Raw genomic sequence first — 22711 nt, forward strand, 5'->3', positions numbered from 1 at the left:
TGTTCAGGGTGGGAACAGACACACAGGAAACAGTATGGAACTCGATAAACTCATCAAAAATCTGGCAGATGATAGCCGTGGCTTGCTGGAAGGAGCCGTCAAGACAGCCGCCTCTCGCGGCCACGCGGCTGCAGATCTGGAGCACTGGTTGCAGGAAGTAGCGCAGCAGGAACCTGCTGATATTCGGCTGGTGCTGAAGCATTTTGATATCGATATGGAGCGTCTGCACCGGGAGTCGCTGGCTGCGATGGAACAACTGAAAACCAGCAGTGACGGTTTTCCGAAAATTGCGCCAGATATTATCCGGCTGCTGTTTGAAGCCTGGATGGTTGCTTCTACCCGTTATGAATCGCTCAGTATTCGTCCGGTTCATGTGTTACTGGCAGTACTGGAAAGTGAGGTGCTGCGTTTGCGAGTTGGCAAGGTGACACCTTGCTTGCTGGAAATTGATGTAGAGGCGTTCCGTCAACAGTGTCATGGCTTGTTGACTCATGGTGAAGCCAGTCAGCAAAGTGGTAGCGAAATCAGCAAGGTTGCCAGTAAAACCCCGGCGCTGGATCAGTTCACTATCAACCTGAATGATCAGGTTCGCGAAGGCAAGATTCCACGCATCATCGGACGCGATCATGAAATCCGCCAGATGATCGATATCCTGACCCGTAAAAAGCAGAACAATCCGATTCTGACCGGCGAGGCCGGGGTGGGTAAAACCGCGGTTGTCGAGGGATTGGCTGAACGGATTGTCAGTGGCCAGGTCCCTGATGTTTTGAAAGACGTAGAAGTTCACTCGCTGGATATTGGCCTGCTACAGGCGGGTGCCGGTGTTAAGGGAGAATTTGAAAATCGCCTGAAAAACGTCATCAAGGAAGTCGGTCAGTCGGTTAAACCGATCGTCATCTTTATCGATGAGGCCCATACCATGATTGGTGCCGGCAACCAGGCTGGTTCCGGTGATGCTGCTAATTTGCTGAAACCGGCGCTGGCGCGGGGAGAGCTGCGCACAATTGCAGCCACTACCTGGGCTGAATACAAAAAGTATTTTGAGTCTGACGCTGCCTTGACCCGTCGATTCCAGGTGGTCAAGGTCGAAGAGCCTGATGAAGCACGGGCAATTGTGATGCTGCGAAGCATTGCGCCATCACTCGAGCAGCACCATGGCGTCGTTATTCTGGACGAGGCTGTTGTCAGTGCCGTTAACCTGTCGCATCGCTATATTCCTGGTCGTCAACTGCCAGACAAGTGTGTCAGCTTATTGGATACCGCTTGTGCCAGGGTGAACCTGAGCCAAAGCGCGATTCCCGCCAAGCTGGAGCAGTGTGAAGCTGAAATTGAAAACCTCGGGTTTGAAATTGAGCGCCTACAGCAAGAACAGCAGGATGGTTTTGACCATAAGGTGATGATTGAACAACTGCAGTTGTCACTCGACACTCATTGCAACCAGCAATTGGGGTTGAAAGCCGCGTTTGATAAAGAGCGCGGTATTATTGATGACATCATCAGCCTGCGTCAGCAAATTGAAGCACTGCGACTGGCCGATGCTGGTTTACCGGGCGTGGCAGGGGAGAGCGAGGCAAGCGCAGTGTCCATGCATCAGCATTCGGCAGAGCTGGAACAGCTGATCAGCCAGCTGAGTCGCCAGCGGGAAGCGCTGCAGCAATTGCAAGGTAAACAGCCACTGGTCTATGAATGTGTTGATGCCAACGTTATTGCTGGTGTGATTTCCGACTGGACCGGCATTCCGGTCGGACGCATGCAAACGGATGAAATCAATACCATGCTTGAGCTCAAGCAGGTGCTTGAGCAGCGCGTAATTGGCCAGTCCCATGGCATCGAACGGATTGCCAAATCAATGCAAATAGCGCGTGCCGGGTTGGCAGACCCAAAACGTCCGTTGGGAGTATTTATGCTGGTGGGCCCCAGCGGGGTTGGTAAAACCGAGACTGCCATGGCTCTGGCTGAACAGGTGTACGGTTCTGAGCAGAATATCACCGTTATCAACATGTCAGAGTTCAAGGAAGAGCATAAGGTCTCTATGTTGCTGGGCGCACCTCCGGGCTATGTTGGGTATGGCGAAGGTGGCGTCTTGACGGAAGCTGTACGACGCAAGCCATACAGTGTCGTGTTGCTGGATGAAATGGAAAAAGCCCACCCTGGTGTTCAGGATATTTTCTATCAGGTGTTCGACAAAGGCATGCTCAAGGATGGTGAAGGTCGAGATATCGACTTCAAGAATACGGTCATCCTGATGACCAGTAACACCGCCAGTGCCCAGATCGAGCAGCTTTGTCTTGATCCTGATACCCGGCCGTCCCCGGAGGGTTTGCTGGATGCTATCGGGCCGACGCTGCGAGATACTTACAAGCCCGCGTTTCTCGGGCGTATCAATCTGATTCCGTACTACCCATTGGACAATGAGTGCCTGGCAACGATTGCCAGAATGCAGTTGCAGGCCATTCAACAGCGAGTTACATCGCATTATCAGGCAAGTTTGACCTTCACTGATGATGTTGTGAATTTCATTATCGAACAGTGTCAACAGTCAGATACCGGTGCCCGTCGAATTTCAATATTATTGAATAATTCATTGCTACCGGTTTTGGCCGAGAATGTTCTGTCATGGCTCACAAAAAACGAAACTGTAAATGAGATAATTGTCTCGTTATCAGATAAATGTGATTTTAATATAAATATAGCCTGAAAATGGTTTTGAAAATTCCTGAAAATAAAATTGTCAGGATTTATGAAAGCGGGACTATTACTCAAATTTTATTATTTTTTTTGTTATAGAATGCTCCCGCTTTTTAGCAAATCTCACTCATTTATAAAGGACGATAGAGAGGATTTCTTATGTCTATTTACGTTAACTACGACGGTATTACTGGTGAAGCTTCTGATCCTAGCCACGAAGGCTGGATGGATGTGGATGATATCCAGTGGGGTGTTGCTCGTCAGATTACTTCTGCAACCTCTACCAAGGGTGACCGTGAGTCTTCCAATGCTGTTATCACCGATCTGGTGCTGACCCGTCGTATGGATAGCGCAACCCCTAAAATCTTCATTGAATCCTGCTGTGGCACTGGTAAGGATGTGAAGATTCACCTGAGCAAAACCGGTACAGGTTCTGGTTCAGACGTTTACATGGAATACACCCTGAAAAACGCCCTGATCAGCAACTACTCTGTTCATGCGGCTTCCCAGTCTACTGAGCGTCCATCTGAACATATCACCATCAGCTTTGTGGATGTTGAAGTGAAATACACTCCATACGATGAAGACGGCAACGCCGAAGCATCAATTGCCGTTGGTTACGATACCGCCACCAATACCAAGCGTTAATATCCGCTTATATTGGTCTGAAAATGCCTGCACTTCGGTGCGGGCATTTTTGTTTTTGCTTATTAATATTTTTGTTGGAAGCGGAAAGTGATCACAGAAAAACTGTGATCAGGTTCAATAGAGATCGCTTCCGGCGATATGTTTTGTGGCAAGTATCCGGTTTTTGGTATTTGCCCGATAATAAGTGGGTGACAGGTTGTGGCATCATATCGGCGGGGATTGATTGTCCCGAATATATGGACTATCTGTTTATATGCAGACGTAATAGCCGGACATCGCTATGGATAACGACAAGACAATTATCAAACCTCGGCCTGGTGGCAAACCAGCCGCTGCAGCCAATCCTGACCAAACAATTATCAAACCCCGGCCGCGGCCAGGTAGTGGGCGATCGCCCGCCCCCTCGGCAGATGACCACACGGTTGTACGAGGGCGTGAAAAGCCGCTTGACCCAAAAGTCTCGCTGGATCCAGAGTCCGGTTCTTTGAGCTTGCCGCATTCAACATTGCTGGATGCCGCTGATCCATTACTGGCACTGGTTCCCCAGTTACGGCAGCTGAATGGCCAGATCGACGTCGGCAGCCTGCAACGTGAAATCGTTGCGCTGGTCAAACAGTTCGGCCATCAACTGACGGCAGCAGGTGTTGATCCGGAAACCCGTCAGCAAGCCTCTTACATCCTCTGTTCCTTGTTGGACGAGACGGTACTGAATACCGCCTGGGGGGAACATAGCGTCTGGTCCCAGAAGAGCTTGCTGAGTTCGGTACACGGAGAAACCTACGGCGGTGAACGAATTTTCGGCCTGCTTGACGAGGTCTTGTTATCACCGGGTCAGCATCTGGACTTGATTGAGTTGATGTATCTGGTGCTTTCGCTGGGGTTTATGGGCAAATACCGTATTCATCCGCAGGGCCCGTTCAAGGTAGAGCAAATTCGTAGCCAGATTTATGAATTGCTGATTCGTAGCAAGGATGACCATCCGCAAGAGTTATCACCTTCTATTACTCCGGTAGCTGGACTGAAAAACCGGATTTTCACCTTTCTGCCCGTGTGGATGCTGTGGGCGGTCCTGCTGCTCGGTGGCTTTGCCGTATATAGTTATCAATTGATGAGTCTGAATGAGCTCTCTGATGCGACCGTTAGTCGGGTTGCTGCTCTGGTGCCTCATGGGGTGATGGCAGTCGCAGAGGCTAATGAGCCGCACCCGGAAGCTGTACGCCTGATGACGTTACTGGCACCGGAAATCGAACGGGGTCTGATCCGTATTGATCACTACATGACTCACACTTCAATCACCCTGTCAGGCGGTGAGCTATTTGCGTCGGGTACTGACGAACTCAACGAAATGTTTAACCCGGTACTCGACAAGATCGCCATGGCGCTGGAAACCACTACCGGCCGCATCATGGTTACCGGCCATACGGATAACCAGGCTATCCGGACAACTCGCTTTCCTTCCAACTGGCATTTATCACTGGCCCGTGCCTCGGCGGTGTCGCGCTATCTGGGCCATGCCGGTGATCTGACGGGACGTTTGCTACCGGAGGGACGCGGCGATACCGAGCCTGTCGTTTCCAATGAGACAGCGGAGGGGCGTGCCAGCAATCGCCGCGTGGTGATTGACGTGTATCACCAGAACGTACATGCCCGTGATTCGATTGAAAATCCGGCAGGGACGCCGGAAGCCGTAATGACTGCCAGCGAGGCGGAGAATTCCCAATCATGAAAAAAGTTATTCAATTCGTTACTCAAGGATGGTTTCTGGCGTTGTTGGCAATCATCCTGCTCGCTGCCGTGGTCTGGTTTATTGGCCCGGTGATAGCCATCGCCGACTACAAGCCACTGGAGTCCGATATCAGCAGACTTGGCGTCATTTTTGTGGTGTTGGTGTTATGGGGGCTGAATAATCTGCGAGTGAACCGTTCTGCCCGGCAGTCAGAGAAAGCTCTGGAGCAGGTGATCGACGAACCGCTGCCAGCAAAGCCGGGCGAACAACCGTCAGAAGAAAGTTCGCATGAAGAACAGGTGCTGGGAAGCCGCCTGCGTGATGCCATCAATCTGATGCAAGGGCAGAAATCACGTTTGGGTCTGGGTGGCAATAAACTCTACTCCTTGCCCTGGTACATGATCATTGGTGCGCCGGGCTCTGGAAAAACCACCGCACTGAAAAATTCTGGTCTGGAATTTCCGCTAAAAAACCAGATGGGAGACGATCCGGTACAAGGCGCAGGTGGCACGCTCTATTGCGACTGGTGGTTTACTGATCAGGCTATTTTTATTGATACCGCTGGTCGTTACACCACACAGGATAACCCCAGAAAAATAGAGTCACATGCCTGGCTGGCATTTTTGTCACGTCTCAAGAAAGCCCGTCCCAAAAGGCCTCTCAGCGGCATTCTGGTGGCGGTCAGCATTGAAGATTTGCTCAGCAAGACGGATACCCAGCTGAGTTTGCAAACCACCGCAATCAAACAGCGTATTCAGGAGTTGAACGCGCACCTGCATATGGAGCTGCCGGTCTACGTCATCTTCACCAAGATGGATCGTCTGGTTGGTTTCAACAGCTTCTTTGGTGGCATGGATGATGAACCTCGCCAACAGCCATGGGGCATTACGTTCGAAGAGCTGGGGGCCAGTAAGGCTCGTCAGATTCTGGAGCAATTTCCCAAGCAATATAATGCGCTGGTACAGCGGATGAATCATCAGGTTCGCGGGCGTTTGCATGATGAATCTTCGGCCACCAAACGTAATCTGATCTTTGAATTTCCCCGGCAGATGCAGGTACTGGAAGCTTCCATTGCAGGCTTCCTTGGTAATATTTTCAGTCCTAACCAGTTTGAAGAGCCGTTTATTCTGCGCGGCGTCTATTTCGTTAGTGGTACCCAGGCTGCCTTGCCATCACGCTGGGCCGGTGGTGTTATCGGCGCCGACTACTGCACCTCGCCTGCGGAGCGTCCGGCGCGTGAATCGCGTTCCTATTTTGTTCAGAATCTGCTCAAAAATGTGATTTTTGCCGAAGCCGATCTGGCGTCATTGAATGCCCGGGTGCGTCAGCGCAACCAATGGTTGTATCGTGGCGCCATGTTGGTGGGGTTGAGCGGTTTTGCCGGCATGCTGTACGCATGGAATAACAGCAAAAACATCAACGAGAGCTATCTGGCGCAGGTTGAACAAAGTGTCCAGCAGTATCAGCAGGAGTCTGGTGGCAGTCTTGAGCAGCCCAGCGACTGGCTCACACTCTCTCGTTCAATGGATACTCTCAGGGACGCTCCAAGTGGCTATAACGACAGTGACAGTGAGCCGGAAGTTGCGGAAGGCTTCGGTTTGTATCAGGGACAGAAAGTCGGTGCGCAGTTGAAAGCGACCTATCTGGATGCTCTCAGCGCCTATTTTATGCGTGACGTTGCGACCATGATGGCTGCGCAGATCCGCACATCCCAGGAGGATGATGAACTGCTCTACGAGTCACTCAAGTTCTACCTGATGTTGTTTAACGCTGAACATATGGAGCCCAAAGGATTTGTCTCCTGGGCCGATATCCTCTGGCAACGCTTGCTACCGGGTGAGTTTAATCAACCTCTTCGGGATAATCTCAACAGCCATTTGCAGCAGGCTTTGGCTAATGCCCGTTACCCGCTTGCCATGAATGACGAAGTGGTTGCCAGTGCACGGGATATTCTTGCTCGTACGCCTCTCGACCAGCGTCTCTATCGGCGTCTTAAATACGATGCGCTGGCTGCTGGAGGTGGTGAATTTGATATCGACAAGGTACTTGGCAAAAAGGCAGAAATCATCTTCTACCGACGTAGCGGCAAGGAGCTGAATGACGGTATTCCGGGCTTTTTTACCTATAGCGGCTTCCATACCAACTTCAACGTACAGCGTCAGCGTATGGCACAACGGCTCGCCGACGAGCAATGGATCTACGGTGACGAGCTCCACAGTGAATTGTCCGACGATGACATCAAGGCGATCAGCAAGCGGGTAGGTGAGTATTACTACACCGAATATGCCCAGCGTTGGGACGATTACCTGTCAGATCTTCGTATACGCTCTTTCAGTACCGTTGATGGTGGTCAGGCGGTGTTGCGTATGTTGGCTGGTGCCGATCAGCCGCTGGTAAAGGTACTGGATGCCGTACGCAAGAATACCGCGCTTAGCGAAATTCCGGGCAGTACCCTCAGTGACGATAAAAAAGAGGCACTGAATCAGGCAACCGAGGAATTTGGCCCGAATGAAATCAACCGTCTGAAGCGATTGGTGCCAGCCAGCGTGATGGGTGACATTGCGCTGCCGGGCAAACCGGTTAGCGATCATTTCAGCGATCTCAACGACTACACCTCCGAAGCCAAAGGCAGGCAGCTGGACCAGCTGCAGAATTCCTTTAATGGATTGTATGACTACTTCCAGTCGCTGTCGTATTCCGACGATATGAAAGCAACGGCTTTCCAGGCCAGTCTCAACTCACAGCCGGGCAGTCAGGCACTTAACGCAGTCAAGCAGGCAACAGCAGAAGCGCCGGGGCTGGTCCGCAGCTGGTTTGATTCGGTTGCCCGCAACACCTCCCAGGTTACCGTGGTGGCGGCCAAGGGACACCTGAATGATATCTGGAAGTCGGATGTGATTGGTTTCTATAACGTTGCCCTCAAGGGACGCTATCCGATCAATCCAAACAGCAGCCAGGATATTCGGCTGGCGGACTTTACAACCTTCTTTGGCCCGGGCGGCATGCTGGACGGCTATTTTGCTGAATACATAGCGCCGTTTGCTGACACCTCCCGGACGCCCTGGAAGTGGAAAAAGAACATTGGTTTGAGCGTTGCCAGTCTGAGGATGTTTGAAAAGGCCAACAAGATCCAGCGAGCCTGGTTTAATGGTGGTGATGCATTGCAGGTTCCTATGACGCTGAAGCCAGATACTCTTGACGGTACCGCCATTGGTTCAACGCTGAACATTGATGGCGCTTCGATGACCTATAAACATGGACCGGTACGTTCCTCTGAAATTCTCTGGCCAGGTACAGAGCAGACGTCGCGCCTGACCTTTTCGCTTGCCAGTCGTGGAACACCCGTTAGTGGTGGGGTTGACGGTGAATGGAGCTGGTTCCGCCTGATCGACAAATACGGCCAGCTGAAGAAACAAACTGGTAAAGACAGTTGGATGGTTGCCTTTGACATAAGCGGTATCAAAGCGGGCTATCAGTTGTTGCCTGGCAGCGTCTACAACCCGTTCGATCAGAACGACATTCGTAACTTCAGTTTGCCGGAACGGTTATGAAGCAGTCATCCAACTGCGGCCTGTTTGGCAAGGTGCCCCAACAGGCCGAGTTTGTCAGCCACTTTCTTCCACGAGAGCTGACAGAGCTGTGGCATCAATGGTTGCAAGCATCAATCAGTGTCAGTAAGGAGCAACTGGGAGATAGCTGGCTCGACTATTACCTCACCAGCCCGGTTTGGCACTTTGCCTTGTCACCGGGGCTGTTGTCGCCGCAAGCTGTTGTTGGCCAGATGATGCCCAGTGTTGATGAAGTCGGTCGCTATTTTCCGGTTGCCCTGATGCAGGAAGGCCGCTATGACCCCTGGTCTGCCTACCTGAATGGGGAACAATGGTATCACTCGGCAGAGTCACTCCTGCTGAAAGTGCTCGACGAAGATATGAGTTACAACCATTGGATAGGCCTGATTGAATCACTTGATCTACCGCTTTTTACCCAATTAACTTCCTGGCAGCTGGAGATTGGCCATACCTCATCTCGTGCTGGCCTGGTCACTCCTATTCATGATCACAGTCACGGTGGCTTGATGCAGGCGTTGGTTAAAGGACTGACGGAGCGGGCATTTGGTCCATTTGGACTTTGGTGGACGACGGGATCAGAGCATATTGAGCCTTGTCTGATGATTTCTTCGCAGATGCCTGATGCCGGGCAGTTTGCTGCCATGCTTGATGGACGCTGGCAGCACTGGGGCTGGCCACTGCATTTACCTCGAGATGGTGGTCGCTAGCCGTGTTGAATATGGTTGGCGGCATCGCCTCCAGTGGCCAGACCCATGAAGGCCTGGTTCGATCCCGTAACGAAGACAGTATCCTGCTGGTTCCTGAAAGCGGTTTGTGGGCTGTTGCCGATGGTATGGGGGGGCACGAAGCCGGCGACTATGCCAGTCAATGTGTCGTAACTCACTTGCAGCAAGCGTGTAAGCATCATAGCGGCAGCCAGTTGGTTGAATATCTGCCTGCTGCGATTCAAAACGCCAATCACGAATTACTGGAATTTGCTCGCTGGCAAAGTGCCCACGGAATTGTCGGGACTACCTTTGTTGCATTGATTCTGGAAGGCGAGCATTACCACTGCTACTGGACGGGTGATAGTCGATGCTATCTGCTCAGGGATAATCAGTTGCTGATGCTAACTGAAGACCACGCCGACGAGGGGGCCCTGACCCATTGCGTCGGTGTCGAACCGGTCGCCTTTACTGATTACACCAATGGTTATTTATACGAAGGCGACCGGTTTTTCCTGTGCACTGATGGCATCAACAAGGTCATCACGGATCAACAACTGGAAAACGGTTTGCGCCAGCTGCACGAAGACATTGACCAGATCAACAGCCGGTTTGTTTACGACGCACTGCGACGCGGCGCCCCGGATAACCTCAGCAGTATTATTGTGGACGTGTGAAAAATGGCTCTACACCCAGGATTGCAGCAGAGCCTGCTGAAGTTCAGGGTTTCGCCAGACTTCGGCGACATAGCCAAAAAAGTCGTTTAATTCGTCCTCTTCTGGTTGGCCAGGACGTAATAGTCCATGCTGGCTCCACCAGGCCTGGTAGGTTATTTCTCGCTGGTGTAGGGTGTCTTTGATGAGGAAGCTGGTTGTTCCTGAAGACACATCGTGGCTGTATAAAACCTGTACTTCAGGGTGGTTGATCGTCCAAATTCTTTGCTGAATTTGGAGAATTATATCCACCCCTTGTTTATACAGAGCACTATTATTTTGCCCTTGCTGGAAAAAACAGCCGCTAACATAGTTGTAGGTGCTTGTAGGGTGGCGATGACCACTCATAGGGTCAAATTCGACCAATCCGCGGTCACCAAATCCGTTAAATAAAATCATGTTTTTACTTCAGCCAGACCGGTCAACAAGTCGATAGCAACAGCTCTCCGATGTGCGAGGGCTTCTTGCTGTTCGACACCAGGGTAAAGGCAGGGGACGTGATTAACCTGACTGTCTTCTTGAGGTGGTACGTGGTTTTGCTGGCGTTGTTGTAAATACTGGATGCGTTGCTGTTTTAGTTGCAGTACTTGCGATTTGTCGGTCCAATCGATGCCGTAACGGCTGGTGTGATAATAGGAATCAGGGGTTGGCAAGTAGCCGTAAACTCCTAGTTCGGACTTTTGTAGTTCTTCAGGGATCTCCTGCTTTGTGAGGGGGGCGCGAGATTGCTCTGATCCCTTTGCTTGCGACTCTATACCCGCTGCATTGGCAGGTAGCATACCGAATCCTGCCAGCGCAAAAACTTCGGCAATGGCAATGGGAGCATGCAGTTCTTGCTGATCTTCCGGCAAGTCAGCCAGTTGTTCAGCTTTACGTCGTAATTGCTCACACACCTGTTGAGGGTCTGTAAACATGGATAAGGATTCCCCAACAGCTTCTGCAAAATGCTCGTAGACGGACAGGTATTTCAATGTCTCTATGGTGCCGGGCGCCTGCAGGTCATGCTCGTTTTCAGACATTGTTATTTGCCTTCATGAGGTGAACTAGCCTCCTATCAACACATTGCCAGAACCTGCAGCGACCTTGCCGCCACAGGAAATCGCATCACCAACTCTGGCTGCAGGAATACCGTTGATTTTAACGCTCCCTGATCCGGCGGCAATGGAGCGGGGATGAGGGGGATTGTGGGGAATGACGTGCAGTAACACGGAGTCCCCCTGGCGTGCCGCAGGCAGGCCATTAATCAGTACATTGCCACTACCAGCCAGAATTGGAGTTGGTGGCCAGGGGCCGTGATTGGACGCTATGTCACCCAGACGGGCAGCAGGTTTTCCCATAGTGATATTCTCCTGTCTAGTTGAGCATGATGGAGCCGGATTTGATCGCAACACTGCTGCTGCTGATCGTGATACTACTGCCGCCTACTTTCAGGGTAATACTGCTGCCAGCCTTGATAGTGATACTGCCACCGGCATCCAGTTGCAGATTGCCACTGAACTTTTCAGTACCGTCGCCGCCAACTTTTAACGTTGTATCGCCAGACACACTGGTTTTACTGTCTCCGCCGATCGTGGCGCTCTGGTTATTACTTATACTGATCGTCTGATCATTATTGATGGTGAGTGTCTGATCATTCTGAACAGTTGTGGTGTGGTCATTTTTAACCAGTTCGTTGAAATCTTTCTCTGCCTGCAGATAAACCTCTTCGCTCCCTTTTTTGTCTTCGAAGTAGAGTTCATTGCAGTTGTCGACGCTGCCGCCCTTGACCGAACGGGTGCGGATACCGGAACGGGTGCCTTTTTGGGATGAATAGGGTGGTTTGTGTTCGGTGTGGTACAGCGAGCCAAGTGCAAATGGCCGTTCGGGGTTGCCGTTTTCGAACGCGACCACGACCTCCTGGCCAACCCGTGGCAAAAAATAGGAGCCAAATTCACTGCCTGCAAAGCCCTGCATGACTCGTAGCCAGCAGGTACTTTCCTGATCCGACTTACCTAAGCGGTCCCAATGGAATTGCACTTTTATACGGCCATATTCATCGGTGTGGACTTCTTCGCCGGAGGGGCCAGTTACAATAGCCGTTTGCAAACCGTTAATGGTTGGGGCTATGGCATCCGGGAAGATCAAGGTGCCGCGAGGAACTGCCTCGATACGACAGTTGAACATGGAGCGGTTATTGTCGGCGGTGAATACCATTCGGGTCAGTGTGAACTCTTCATCCTGGTAGTCGAATGCTGCAAGAAGCCCGCCGACAGGTGCCAGCTCAACGCCAAAGTGGCTGCCAACATCGAGGCCGCGGCAGTCGCCACCACCATGAAAAATAGATGCCCGGCTGGTTTCATTATCGCGGCGAGCACTGACACGTAATTTGCCATCGCCTTTGGTTTCTATGGTGTCTGAATAAACATAGGATTCCAGCGACATGACACCAGTGGCATTGGCAATGTTGCCGCTGGCTGTGGAGTTAACCTCAACCTTTTGCTGCGGCGTCATGTAGTTGTAGGAAGCTTCACTGTACTTGCCGGTAATAAAGCGGCCACTGTTTTGCCAGTAGGTCAGGTGATCCAGTGAAGGAGTGTGAGACTGGATGCGAATTTTGGCCGGTGACATGGCTGGTAATGAATTCGCGTCGTCAGTAATGTTTAACGTGTGCTGGCCGTTTTCATGGCTGAAATAGAACGTCAGGCCAGACTGTTGGCAGACTCGTTTGAAAAAGTCGAGATCGCTCTCGTTGTACTGCACCCAGAAACGTTTGTTGGAATGACTGTTGGCCAATTCAATCTTGTAACGGGCGTTGTCTCCATACTCCTTGAAAATAGCAGCAATGACCTTGTCTACGGGTTCATCCTGAAATATTCGGCAGTCAGAGCGGTGGGCCAGCAACAGCTCGAGCCAGGACGTTATGGTGAGTTGATAAAGACTTTTTGTACCAGCCGAACTGGTACCTTTAGCGGATAACTCGGAAATCAGACCATTAAAATATCGGGGCGTATCATCACTTTTTATGAGTTCAATTGTTGATGATGTTCCTATCACGTCTTCCGGTTTTAAATTGTGTTCTTGTTCCGAAAATACATTTACTTTAAATGTAAATCCTTTGGACATGGAAAACTGACACTCCATGGAGTCCGCAATCAATATGCCGGATCCAAGTGTAGTCTCAATTCTGAATAGTCGTTTATCCTGAGTGTGAATGCTTGCCATGATGGCTCCTTTCTGACTTACATCCCGCTATCCATGGGATTTGTGCAGTTGCTTGTGCTCGTCTGCAACGTTGCTGGACGCAGCCCAATAGGCACAAATTTGCATTTCGGATGTGAAATTAATCAAATAAATCGGGTCTGAAACGACTCGATAATAGCCTCCCTTGAAATTTTTTATTTGCCGGGCTTGTAAAATCGAGAAAGTTGTCACTATTTCGGTTTATATCGTCAAAAAGTTAGTCGATATGAACACAATATCAATTTTTTTAATGCGGCAGTTATCATAAAAATAGTGTTTGGTTTGCGCACAAGGTTCAAGTTGAGAACTGAGTTTTTGACTTTGGCTGGTAAATGATTCCTGTCACGAGGTGAGTGAGCCTGACTGGTCTGGGTCAATCAGGCTCATTGACTTTACGCGAGCGACCCAACCATTTCTCCAGCTCGACCAGCCAGAGCACCGATGAGGCTACCAATATTACCTGCAGCCACTGATGTAGAGTCATGGCTTGTGTATCGAACAAGGCCTGCATGGGCGGCAAGTAGGTAAAGGCCAGCTGGAACAACAGCAGTAAGCCAATCGCATAAAGGGCAATTCGATTCCCGCACAGGCCTGGATAGTTTAGCACCGGCCCTTGAATCGAACGGGTGTTAAACAGATAGAAAATCTCGAACATTACCAGTGTATTGACGGCGATGGTACGAGCCAGCTCCAGCGAAGCACCCTGGCTGTGATGGAAATAGAACAGTCCGAAAGTGCCACAGACCAGAATCAGCGACACAAACAGAATCCGCCAGATCAGCATGCGAGACAGAATCGCCTCACCCGGTTGGCGAGGCTTACGCTGCATGACATCGCTTTCCGCAGGTTCGAAAGCAAACGCCAGTGCCAGCGTCACGGCGGTGATCATGTTGACCCACAGAATTTGCACCGGCGTAATTGGCAGCGCGATACCCAGTACAATCGCCGCCATAATGGTCAGGGCTTCGCCCCCGTTGGTCGGCAGGATAAACAAAATCGACTTTTTCAGATTGTCATAGACTGTGCGGCCTTCACCGACGGCGCGGGCAATGGTGGCAAAGTTATCGTCAGTGAGCACCATTTCGGCGGCTTCCTTGGCCACTTCGGTACCCTTGTCACCCATGGCAATACCGATATCGGCCTGCTTCAGCGATGGTGCATCGTTTACCCCGTCGCCGGTCATGGCCAGCACCTGGCCACTGGCTTGTAGGGCTTGCACCAGCTGCAGTTTGTGTTCGGGTGAGGTGCGTGCAAACACATCAACCTGCATGGCTCTGGCCTGTAATTCCTGTGGGCTAAGTTCGTCAATATGATGGCCACTCAGAACCGTTTCACCATCACCAATGCCCAGCTGACTGGCGATAGAAACAGCAGTCAGGGCATGATCGCCAGTGATCATTTTGACCCGAATACCGGCCTGGTGGCAGGCAGTTACGGCATCTATGGCTTCCGAGCGTGGTGGATCAATAATTCCGATAAGGCCCAGCAAGGTGATTTCATGTTCCAGCTCGCCGTAGTGCAAGCCGTTAATGAGTGGTGTGCCGACGATTCGTTCACCGATGGCCAGCACTCGTTGACCCTGGCTCGCCATAGCGTGCATTTGCTGCAACCAGTAATTGCGATTGAGCGGTTGTTGCTCGCCATTGGCCCGTTGGCAGGAGCACATTTCCATCAGTCGTTCCGGTGCCCCTTTGACGTAAATAAACTGATGGCCGAGTTGATCCTGATGCAGGGTGGCCATGAAACGATGTTCAGATTCAAACGGAATGGCGGCCAGTCGCGGATAGTCGGCCAGGGTTTCAGCGATGGCCAGCTGGCTTTTATGGGCCAGAGTCACCAGCGCAATTTCGGTCGGGTCGCCCTGGCTGATCCAGTGATCATCCTGCGGATGCAAACTGGCGTCGTTACACAACAGTCCGGCGCGTAGCAAAGAAGACAGCTCTGCTTGCTGGGTTTGATCCGGTGGCAAGCCAGCAAAGGTAATCTGGCCATCCGGTTGATAACCGACACCAGACACCGCATAGCGACCATCGACAGTGGCAATGGTGGTGGCCGTCATTTCGTTACGAGTGAGGGTGCCGGTTTTGTCGGAGCAAATCACGGTGACTGAACCGAGGGTTTCGACTGCAGGCAAACGACGGACGATCGCGTGTTGTTGCACCATACGCTGGACTCCCAAGGCCAGCGTGATGGTCATGATGGCAGGCAGACCTTCCGGAATCGCGGCGACGGCCAGACCAACGGCAGCCAGAAACATATCGGCCAGCGAATAGTCCCGTACCAGCGCACCAAACAACATGGTTACCAACGCCATCACCACAATGCCGAAAGTCAGTTGTTGGCCAAACCGATCCATTTGCCGCAGTAGTGGGGTAGTGAGCGTTTCGACCTGACCCAGAATAGCGCTGATACGGCCAATTTCGGTGTTATCTCCGGTTTCAACCACCACGCCAGTGCCGGTTCCACTGGTGATCAGCGAACCTGAGTAGAGCAGGCAGCGGCGGTCACCCAGCACCGCTTCATTGGCGACGGCCTCGACGCTTTTGGACGCAGGCACGGCTTCACCAGTCAGCAAGGCTTCATCGGCTCGCAGGGCAGTAACCTGCAGCAAGCGAATATCCGCCGGTACCCGATCGCCCGGGTTGAGGTGGACAATATCACCCGGAACCAGCTGGTCAGCAGCGAGGTTTTGTTTGTGGCCATCACGGCTGACCAGTGCCTGTGGCGACAGCATCTGGCTAATTGCTTCGAGGGCGCGTTCGGCTTTGCCTTCCTGCAGAAACCCGATCACGGCATTCAGAATGACGACCACAGCAATCACTGCGGCATCGGTGTAATGCTGCAGCGCGACGGTCAGCGCAGCGGCGGCCAGCAACACATAAATCAGCACATTGTGAAACTGCAACAACAATCGCATCAGAGCACTGCGCTGCTTCGCCGGGGTTAGTCGGTTGGCACCATATTGTTGCTGGCGCTGGCTGGCTTGTTCGCTGCTCAGGCCGGTTGCCGTGGCTGAAAGCCGGGTGAGCGCTTCCGCTGGAGCCATGGCATGCCAGGCTGTTGGCTGGGCAGGAATGGGTTTCGGTTTGCTCATGATTGCGGCTCCCTGCAAGTGTCTCTGCATCCCAGCTTAACGCTGGCATCGTTGCCTGATAGCGAAGTTGGTCAATTTTTGGACGATAAACGTATTGTCGAGGGTGCCGCAGGGCTATGACAGCAATAAGACCAGCAGGAAAATGGTGGCGTGGGTGTATGGACCAGAAACAAAAAAGCCCCGTCCGACTGGACGAGGCTTTGTTGTTTGGTGGAGATGGCGGGAGTTGAACCCGCGTCCGCCAATCCTCCACTAGAAGATCTACATGTTTAGTCTTCTCTATTGATTTAGCCAGGCACGGCCCGAGAGACAGGGCATGACCAGCGAGCTCGATCAGGTTTTAGCCGTTCAGTTCCGAGCGAAACATCCAGGCGATCCTATGGGGCTCAGCCCTCGTCCCCCAGTCATAGGCACCTGAGTTCGGAGGTAGGCAGGGTTATTAAGCTGCCAGTGCGTAGTTTTCGTCGTTTGCGACTATAACTTTGTAAGACGTTTATTAACGAGATCACCTTACCCTCTCGACATGCACCGCTAGCTTTGTAATCAACGTCGAATCCGGATCATCCCCAGAAACTTGTCTACTGGCTGCTAACTCTGGCCAGTTTGGTTTGTGACCGCCATTTGCATAGCGAGTTCCAAACCAGAAGCGGAATGTTAAAGAACCCACCGGCGTTTGCCAAGTGGATTTGTAACATTCAGCGCACCGAGTGCTTCATGATGCGCTCTTTTTGCTTGGCCCAGTCGCGGTCTTTGCTGCTGTTACGCTTGTCGTGCAGCTGTTTACCCTTGGCCAGGGCGACTTCGCCCTTGATCATGTGACCTTTCCAGTAAATGGCGGTGCAGACGCAGGTGTAACCCTTGGCTTGTACCTTTTGCTGGAGGTTTTCGATCTGGCGACGATGCATCAGCAACTTGCGCTCACGGCGAGGTTCGCAGACCACGTGAGTTGATGCCTGGTTTAACGGGGTGATGAGGGCACCGTGCAACCAGGCTTCGCCTTTGTGAAATTCGACAAAGGAATCAACCAGCTGGCATTTGCCTTCACGCATGGCTTTTACTTCCCAGCCTTGTAGTTCAAGACCAACTTCCAGTTTGTCTTCGAGGAAGAAGTCGTGTCGCGCCTTTTTGTTGAGGGCGATGGTGGGGCTGGAGTTTTGGGTTTTTTTCTTGGCACTCATAAGGTCAGAAACAAGGTCCGAAAACGCTGACATGACATCGGATAGTGAATTTGCCCAGATAGTCTTGAAAATTGGGCCAAACCTGAACCGACATTGGCTTGAGGCGAAATGACAAATCTTTGACAATACAGCCACTAGTTAAGCGGGGAAGAATAACATGAATTCAGACAAAACCGGTATGCACGGTGTATGGGCCAATCGTTGGACATTTATCCTGGCTGCCACCGGTTCTGCCGTTGGATTGGGTAACATCTGGAAGTTCCCGTATATCACCGGGGAAAATGGTGGCGGTGCCTTTGTACTGGTGTATCTGGCGTGCATTTTGGCGGCCGGTATCCCGGTCATGATGGCTGAGGTGTTGCTGGGACGTCGTGGTCGGATGAGTCCGATTCACACCATGCAGACCTTGGCAAAACAGGAAAATGCCCCAGGTTTCTTTCGGGTCATTGGCTGGATGGGAGCTTTGTGCGGCTTTTTTATCCTGTCGTTCTATAGCGTGATTGCTGGCTGGACCTTGTCGTACATCGTCAAGATGGCAACCGGTGTGTTCAGTGGGGCAGGCAGCGATGTAGCCGGTGCCGAGTTTGGTGGGCTGCTGTCCGACCCGCTGCAGCTGACCATTCTGCATACCATCTTCATGGTGCTGGTGGGTGTTGTTATCTCTCGTGGTATTAACAAGGGCCTGGAAGATAGCCTGCGAGTATTGATGCCTTTGCTGTTTATCATGCTGGTGATGCTGTTTGGCTACGCCCTGACAACGCCTGGTTTTGGTGATGCGCTGGCCTTCCTGTTCAGTGTTGATTTCAGCAAGTTGAGCGGTGAAAGCGTGGTGGTGGCACTGGGTCATTCCTTCTTTACCCTGAGTCTGGGCATGGGCGCGATTATGGCTTATGGCTCTTACATGCCGGTGCAGGCGTCACTGGGCAAGACCGTTCTGGCGGTCGGGGTTCTTGATACCCTGGTGGCTCTGGTTGCCGGTATCGTGGTGTTCTCGGTGGTATTTTCCAATGGTCTGGAGCCGGGGGCGGGTCCGGGGCTGTTGTTCCAGACGCTGCCAATCGCCTTTGCCAATTTGCCGGCGGGTGATCTGATTGGTGCAGTATTCTTTATTCTGGTTGCCATTGCGGCCTGGAGCTCGGCCATTTCCATTGCTGAACCGGCAGTTGCCTGGGCCGTTGAAAAGGGCTTCTCGCGGGTTAAGGCGACAGTGTTTGTGTGTGCCTTTTCCTGGTTTCTGGGTATTGGCACTGTGCTGTCATTCAATGAATGGAGCAGCTACACACTGTTCGGCAAAACCTTCTTCGACACGCTGGATTTCCTGACCTCTAACATCATGCTGCCACTCGGTGGTATTCTCATCGCCGTTTTCGCAGGCTGGTTTGTCAGTCAGGAGACCATCAAGCACGAAGCCCGCATTCATTCACCGCTGCTCTATAAGCTGTGGATGTTTATGCTGAAGTTCGTCTCGCCGGTCGCTATCGGCTTTATCTTCCTGCATGGTCTGCCAATCTAATTGAGTATCAGGGCTCGCCTCCACAGCTTGCTGGGGGCGAGCTGCGTCAGCAAACCACAGAGGTATCATGACTTCCATTACCCGCAGTGCTCTGGTGATGTATAGCGCTGAACAGATGTTTGATCTGGTCAATGACGTACGTCGTTATCCCGAATTTCTGGATGGTTGTAAAAAGACCGAAGTAATTGATGAAGGTGATGATTTTATTGAAGCGCGCCTGACGATTTCCAAAGCGGGGATTGATCAGAGTTTCAGTACTCATAACCGTCTGGTCTGGCCGGAAAAAATGGAGATGCAATTGCTGGATGGCCCATTTACCCGTTTTCACGGCATCTGGCATTTCCACAAGCTGGCAGATGACGCCTGCAAGGTGTCGCTGGATATGGAGTTTGAAGTTGCCAACAAGATTACCGGTATGGCCTTGAGTGCGGTCTTCAAACAGGTCGCCAATATGATGGTGGATGCCTTTGTGAAACGAGCGAAGGAAATTTATGGCTGAGCAAATATCGGTAGAAGTGGCTTACGCGCTGCCGGAAAAACAGAAAGTAATGGCGGTCTCCGTGCCTGAAGGTTGCAGCGTGCTGGAAGCCGCAAGGCTGTCAGGCATTGTTGCGGAATTTCCCGGACTGGAGCTGGAAACGGCGAAAATGGGGATTTTTGGCAAGGCCGTTCGGAATCTGGACGAAGTTGTGCGTGATGGCGATCGGATTGAAATTTACCGGCCGTTGTTGATTGACCCCAAGCAGGCGCGGGCAAACCGGGCCGCCAAAGGCAAGTAAACGGGCCGCTTAAAAGGCAAGTCAAAAAGCAGATTGGCCTGATAGAAAAAGCCCTGCCAACCAGCAGGGCTTTTTGTTTTATTCTGCTATCTGAGCTGGCACTGTGCTGCCATTGGACTCTTCTTCCGGCAAGGCATCAGCCTGATTCTTTTCCGTGAAGTTGGCATCGGCAGGAACACTGCCGCTGTAGTGGTCGAAACGACGGTTGGCATCAAAGTACACCTGTATCAGGTACTGTTTGGTGATAACGTCTCTTTCTTCCAGAGTATAAAGATAATCCCAGCGTTGTTCGGCAAACGGGTTTTTCAGTACAGGCGTTCCCATGACAAACTCGACCTGGCTCTCGGTCATTCCGGGTTTAAGCTGGTCCAGCATGTCCTGGGTAACGATATTTCCTTGCTGGATGTTCAGTTTGTGAACGCCGGGAAAAACGCAGCCTGAAAGGGTTGCAATACCTAGTAAAAAAGTCAGAATTGTCGGTCGAATCATTCAGTTGTTGTCCCGTGTTCGATTTGCATGCAAATAGCGGTGGAGGTGGATGATACTGATGAATTTACCTGCTGTGAAATATTCGAGGGTTGTTAATGTCCGATCAAAACATCGAGCTGCGTAAAGCTGGCCTCAAGGTTACTTTGCCACGCATCAAGATTCTCAGCATCCTGGAGAGTAACCCTGAAGCTCACTTGAGTGCAGAAGACGTATATCGTTCCCTGATCGACGCCGGTGAAGATGTGGGTCTTGCAACGGTTTATCGTGTGCTGACCCAGTTTGAAAGTGCTGGCCTGGTGACCCGTCATAACTTTGATGGTGGCCATTCAGTATTTGAACTGGATCGTGGTGATCACCATGACCACATGGTGGATGTGGATGACGGTACCGTCATCGAATTCACCAATCAGGAAATTGAAAAGCTGCAACACCAGATCGCTGCAGACCATGGCTATGATCTGGTTGATCACTCGCTGGTTTTGTATATCCGCAAGAAAAAGTGAGCTTGGTTCATTAACAGCTTTAAACAAAAACAGCGCCTTGGGCGCTGTTTTTGTTTCTGTCGGGAATTGGCAACAAGCTAGATCGCCAGCTGTTTCGCCAGTGACAGCATTTCCTCGGCATGAGACAGGGTACTATTGGTGATATCAACACCACCCAGCATGCGTGCAACTTCCCGCACCCGCTGCTTGCCGGACAACTCCTGAATCCTGGTGTGGGTATAGTCATCACCGGCAATCTTGCTGACCATAAAATGCTGATGGGCCTGAGCGGCAACCTGCGGCTGGTGGGTCACACACATGACCTGGCCGCGTTCGCCCAGTGAGCGCATCAAGCGACCGACTCGCTCGGCAGTACCGCCGCCAATACCAACATCCACTTCGTCAAAGATCATGCAGGAAATATCACTGGTCGCTGCAGTAACAACCTGAATGGCCAGGCTGATGCGTGACAGTTCGCCGCCCGATGCCACCTTGCCCAGTGGGCCGGATGGCATGCCAGGGTTGGTTTGCACCATAAACTGGATATGATCGATACCGTGCTTGTTATGTTCGTGTTCTGCCAGAGGGTCAATACGGGTTTCAAAACGGGCGCGGCCGAGTGACATGGCTTCGAAATGGCTGCAGATATCTTCGTCCATGCGCTGTGCCGCGGCATGACGTTGCTGGCTTAACTGTTCAGCTTGCTGGCGATAGCTGAGTTGCAGTTCGCCAACTTCAAGCACCAGCTGCTCAATATCTTCGTCTGACATGCTCAGTTCGGCCAGTGCGGCCTCCTGCTGCTGCCAGTGTTCATACAGCAGATGCGGTTGAATCTGATGCTTGCGAGCCATACTGAAGATATCACTGAGGCGCTGCTCGACCTGCTGTAACCGATGCGGATTTATATCCACCTGTTCCAGATAACGGTTCAGTGAACTGCCTGCTTCTTCCAGCATGATGTTGGCCTGTTGCAGCAGCTCGCGGGCTTCCTGCAACACTGGATGGTCATCGTCAATACGATCCAGCTGTTGCAGTGCCGCATAGGCCAGCTGGGCAGCGCCATTGTCACTGTGATCACCACCGTTGGTGGCAGAGAGGGCATGTTGGCCGTCAAGCAACATGGATTCGGCGTTGGCCAGCCGTTTGTGCTCCAGCTCCAGTTCGTCGAGTTCGGTTTCAGCCAGTGCCAGCTCACGCAACTCTTCTACCTGATAGCTCAGTAATTGCCGCTGGGCCTGGATTTCACCGCTTTCCTCCTGCAACCGTTGCAGCCGTTTGCTGGCTTGCTGCCAGTTCTGGAACAGGCCAGCGGTAGTTTTGGCCAATGGCTGCAAACCGGCATAGCTGTCGAGAACCTGTCTTGGCGTATCTTTTTCCAGCAAGTGCTGATGGGCGTGCTGGGAATGCACTTCGATCAGGTGGCGGGAAATTTCCTTCAGGTCGTTGGCTGATGCCGGACGGCCGTTGATATAGCCACGGGAGCGGCCTTCGGATGACACCACCCGCCGCAGCAGAATCTGGTCTTCCTCGTCCGGCAGGTCGCGGCTGCGCAGCCAGTGGCGGGCATTCGGCGTCGGATAGAAGCTGGCACAAACCTCGGCCTTGTCAGCACCACGGCGCACCATGGCAGCGTCGGCACGCTGGCCCAGCGTCAGCCCAAGGGCGTCCAGCAGGATGGATTTACCAGCACCAGTTTCGCCAGTGATGACGGCCATGCCTTTGTTGAACTCAAGTTCCAGTTGCTCGACCAGAGCAAACTGATGAATAGACAGATGGGCGAGCATAGCGGCTCCGTTATCTGAATGGATATACAGTGTTTTTATATACAGTAGTTTGTCCTGTCAACCGGAATTCGAATAAATATGAAAAAACCTGTTCCAGATTCCCTTGAATCCCTCAGGGGCAGCCC

The 22711-nt window shown here is 52.0% G+C and carries 18 protein-coding genes and 1 other RNA gene; 10 read left to right on the top strand and 9 right to left on the bottom strand.

All coding sequences use genetic code 11. From position 1 onward, the window contains the following. The first annotated feature begins 34 nt into the window (after positions 1 to 34). The 6 genes from tssH (at position 35) to K6123_RS20375 (ending at position 10012) form a co-directional block, all read left to right on the top strand. Positions 35 to 2698 carry a type VI secretion system ATPase TssH gene (gene tssH / locus K6123_RS20350; protein WP_221801115.1) on the top strand — a complete coding sequence of 888 codons (2664 nt, stop codon included), beginning with the start codon at positions 35 to 37 and terminating at the stop codon, positions 2696 to 2698. Positions 2699 to 2847: 149 nt separating this feature from the next. Continuing rightward, complete coding sequence (locus K6123_RS20355; RefSeq protein ID WP_221801116.1) at positions 2848 to 3336, top strand: Hcp family type VI secretion system effector; 489 nt, start codon at positions 2848 to 2850, stop codon at positions 3334 to 3336. 484 nt (positions 3337 to 3820) lie between these two features. Continuing rightward, a complete protein-coding gene (gene tssL / locus K6123_RS23290) occupies positions 3821 to 5062 on the top strand; it encodes a type VI secretion system protein TssL, long form (protein ID WP_246624927.1) in 1242 nt (413 codons plus the stop codon). Then, positions 5059 to 8613 carry a type VI secretion system membrane subunit TssM gene (gene tssM, locus K6123_RS20365; RefSeq protein WP_221801117.1) on the top strand — a complete coding sequence of 1185 codons (3555 nt, stop codon included), beginning with the start codon at positions 5059 to 5061 and terminating at the stop codon, positions 8611 to 8613. Before tssL ends, tssM begins: the two co-directional genes overlap by 4 nt. Next, positions 8610 to 9338: a type VI secretion system-associated protein TagF gene (tagF, locus tag K6123_RS20370; protein WP_221801118.1), complete on the top strand. Its 729-nt coding sequence runs from the start codon at positions 8610 to 8612 to the stop codon at positions 9336 to 9338. The genes tssM and tagF overlap by 4 nt, the downstream gene beginning before the upstream one ends. Positions 9339 to 9349: 11 nt before the next feature. Then, positions 9350 to 10012 carry a PP2C family protein-serine/threonine phosphatase gene (locus K6123_RS20375; RefSeq protein WP_246624933.1) on the top strand — a complete coding sequence of 221 codons (663 nt, stop codon included), beginning with the start codon at positions 9350 to 9352 and terminating at the stop codon, positions 10010 to 10012. Positions 10013 to 10021: 9 nt separating this feature from the next. Here K6123_RS20375 and K6123_RS20380 read toward each other — a convergent pair whose 3' ends face one another. From K6123_RS20380 to smpB, 7 genes are all read right to left on the bottom strand, one after another. Next, positions 10022 to 10447 (bottom strand): hypothetical protein, encoded by a 426-nt coding sequence (locus K6123_RS20380; RefSeq protein WP_221801120.1) that lies wholly within the window; start codon positions 10445 to 10447, stop codon positions 10022 to 10024. Beyond that, a complete protein-coding gene (locus tag K6123_RS20385; protein ID WP_221801121.1) occupies positions 10444 to 11067 on the bottom strand; it encodes a hypothetical protein in 624 nt (207 codons plus the stop codon). Before K6123_RS20385 ends, K6123_RS20380 begins: the two co-directional genes overlap by 4 nt. Before the next feature lie 24 nt (positions 11068 to 11091). After that, complete coding sequence (locus K6123_RS20390) at positions 11092 to 11385, bottom strand: PAAR domain-containing protein (protein WP_221801122.1); 294 nt, start codon at positions 11383 to 11385, stop codon at positions 11092 to 11094. A 16-nt stretch (positions 11386 to 11401) separates the two neighbouring features. Further along, a complete protein-coding gene (locus tag K6123_RS20395) occupies positions 11402 to 13249 on the bottom strand; it encodes a type VI secretion system Vgr family protein (protein WP_221801124.1) in 1848 nt (615 codons plus the stop codon). A gap of 391 nt (positions 13250 to 13640) precedes the next feature. After that, entirely contained in the window at positions 13641 to 16361 is a 2721-nt protein-coding gene (locus K6123_RS20400; RefSeq protein WP_221801126.1) for a cation-transporting P-type ATPase, read from the bottom strand. 208 nt (positions 16362 to 16569) lie between these two features. Beyond that, positions 16570 to 16929: a transfer-messenger RNA gene (ssrA, locus tag K6123_RS20405) on the bottom strand. A 127-nt stretch (positions 16930 to 17056) separates the two neighbouring features. After that, on the bottom strand, positions 17057 to 17539 hold the full coding sequence (gene smpB / locus K6123_RS20410; protein ID WP_221801128.1) for an SsrA-binding protein SmpB: 483 nt from the start codon (positions 17537 to 17539) through the stop codon (positions 17057 to 17059). Positions 17540 to 17696: 157 nt separating this feature from the next. Between smpB and K6123_RS20415 the strand changes: the two genes are divergently transcribed. From K6123_RS20415 to K6123_RS20425, 3 genes are all read left to right on the top strand, one after another. Beyond that, positions 17697 to 19052, top strand: coding sequence for a sodium-dependent transporter (locus K6123_RS20415; RefSeq protein ID WP_221801130.1), 1356 nt, complete (start codon positions 17697 to 17699; stop codon positions 19050 to 19052). Between the two features lie 67 nt (positions 19053 to 19119). Beyond that, positions 19120 to 19551, top strand: a complete 432-nt coding sequence (locus K6123_RS20420) for a type II toxin-antitoxin system RatA family toxin (RefSeq protein ID WP_221801132.1) — start codon at positions 19120 to 19122, stop codon at positions 19549 to 19551. Then, positions 19544 to 19831, top strand: a complete 288-nt coding sequence (locus tag K6123_RS20425; protein ID WP_221801134.1) for an RnfH family protein — start codon at positions 19544 to 19546, stop codon at positions 19829 to 19831. The genes K6123_RS20420 and K6123_RS20425 overlap by 8 nt, the downstream gene beginning before the upstream one ends. Before the next feature lie 78 nt (positions 19832 to 19909). Here K6123_RS20425 and K6123_RS20430 read toward each other — a convergent pair whose 3' ends face one another. Beyond that, positions 19910 to 20320, bottom strand: a complete 411-nt coding sequence (locus tag K6123_RS20430; protein ID WP_246624928.1) for an outer membrane protein assembly factor BamE — start codon at positions 20318 to 20320, stop codon at positions 19910 to 19912. 95 nt (positions 20321 to 20415) lie between these two features. On the opposite strand from K6123_RS20430, the gene fur reads away from it, so the two are divergent. After that, positions 20416 to 20823: a ferric iron uptake transcriptional regulator gene (gene fur / locus K6123_RS20435; protein ID WP_221801136.1), complete on the top strand. Its 408-nt coding sequence runs from the start codon at positions 20416 to 20418 to the stop codon at positions 20821 to 20823. Positions 20824 to 20900: 77 nt separating this feature from the next. Here the strand turns inward: fur and recN are convergent, their stop codons facing one another. Next, the gene (gene recN, locus K6123_RS20440) at positions 20901 to 22586 is read right to left on the bottom strand and encodes a DNA repair protein RecN (RefSeq protein WP_221801138.1); all 1686 of its coding nucleotides are present in this window, start codon (positions 22584 to 22586) and stop codon (positions 20901 to 20903) included. Positions 22587 to 22711: the final 125 nt, after the last annotated feature.

This window comes from Oceanobacter mangrovi (assembly GCF_019740315.1).
Taxonomy (GTDB): Bacteria; Pseudomonadota; Gammaproteobacteria; order Pseudomonadales; family Oceanobacteraceae; genus Oceanobacter; species Oceanobacter mangrovi.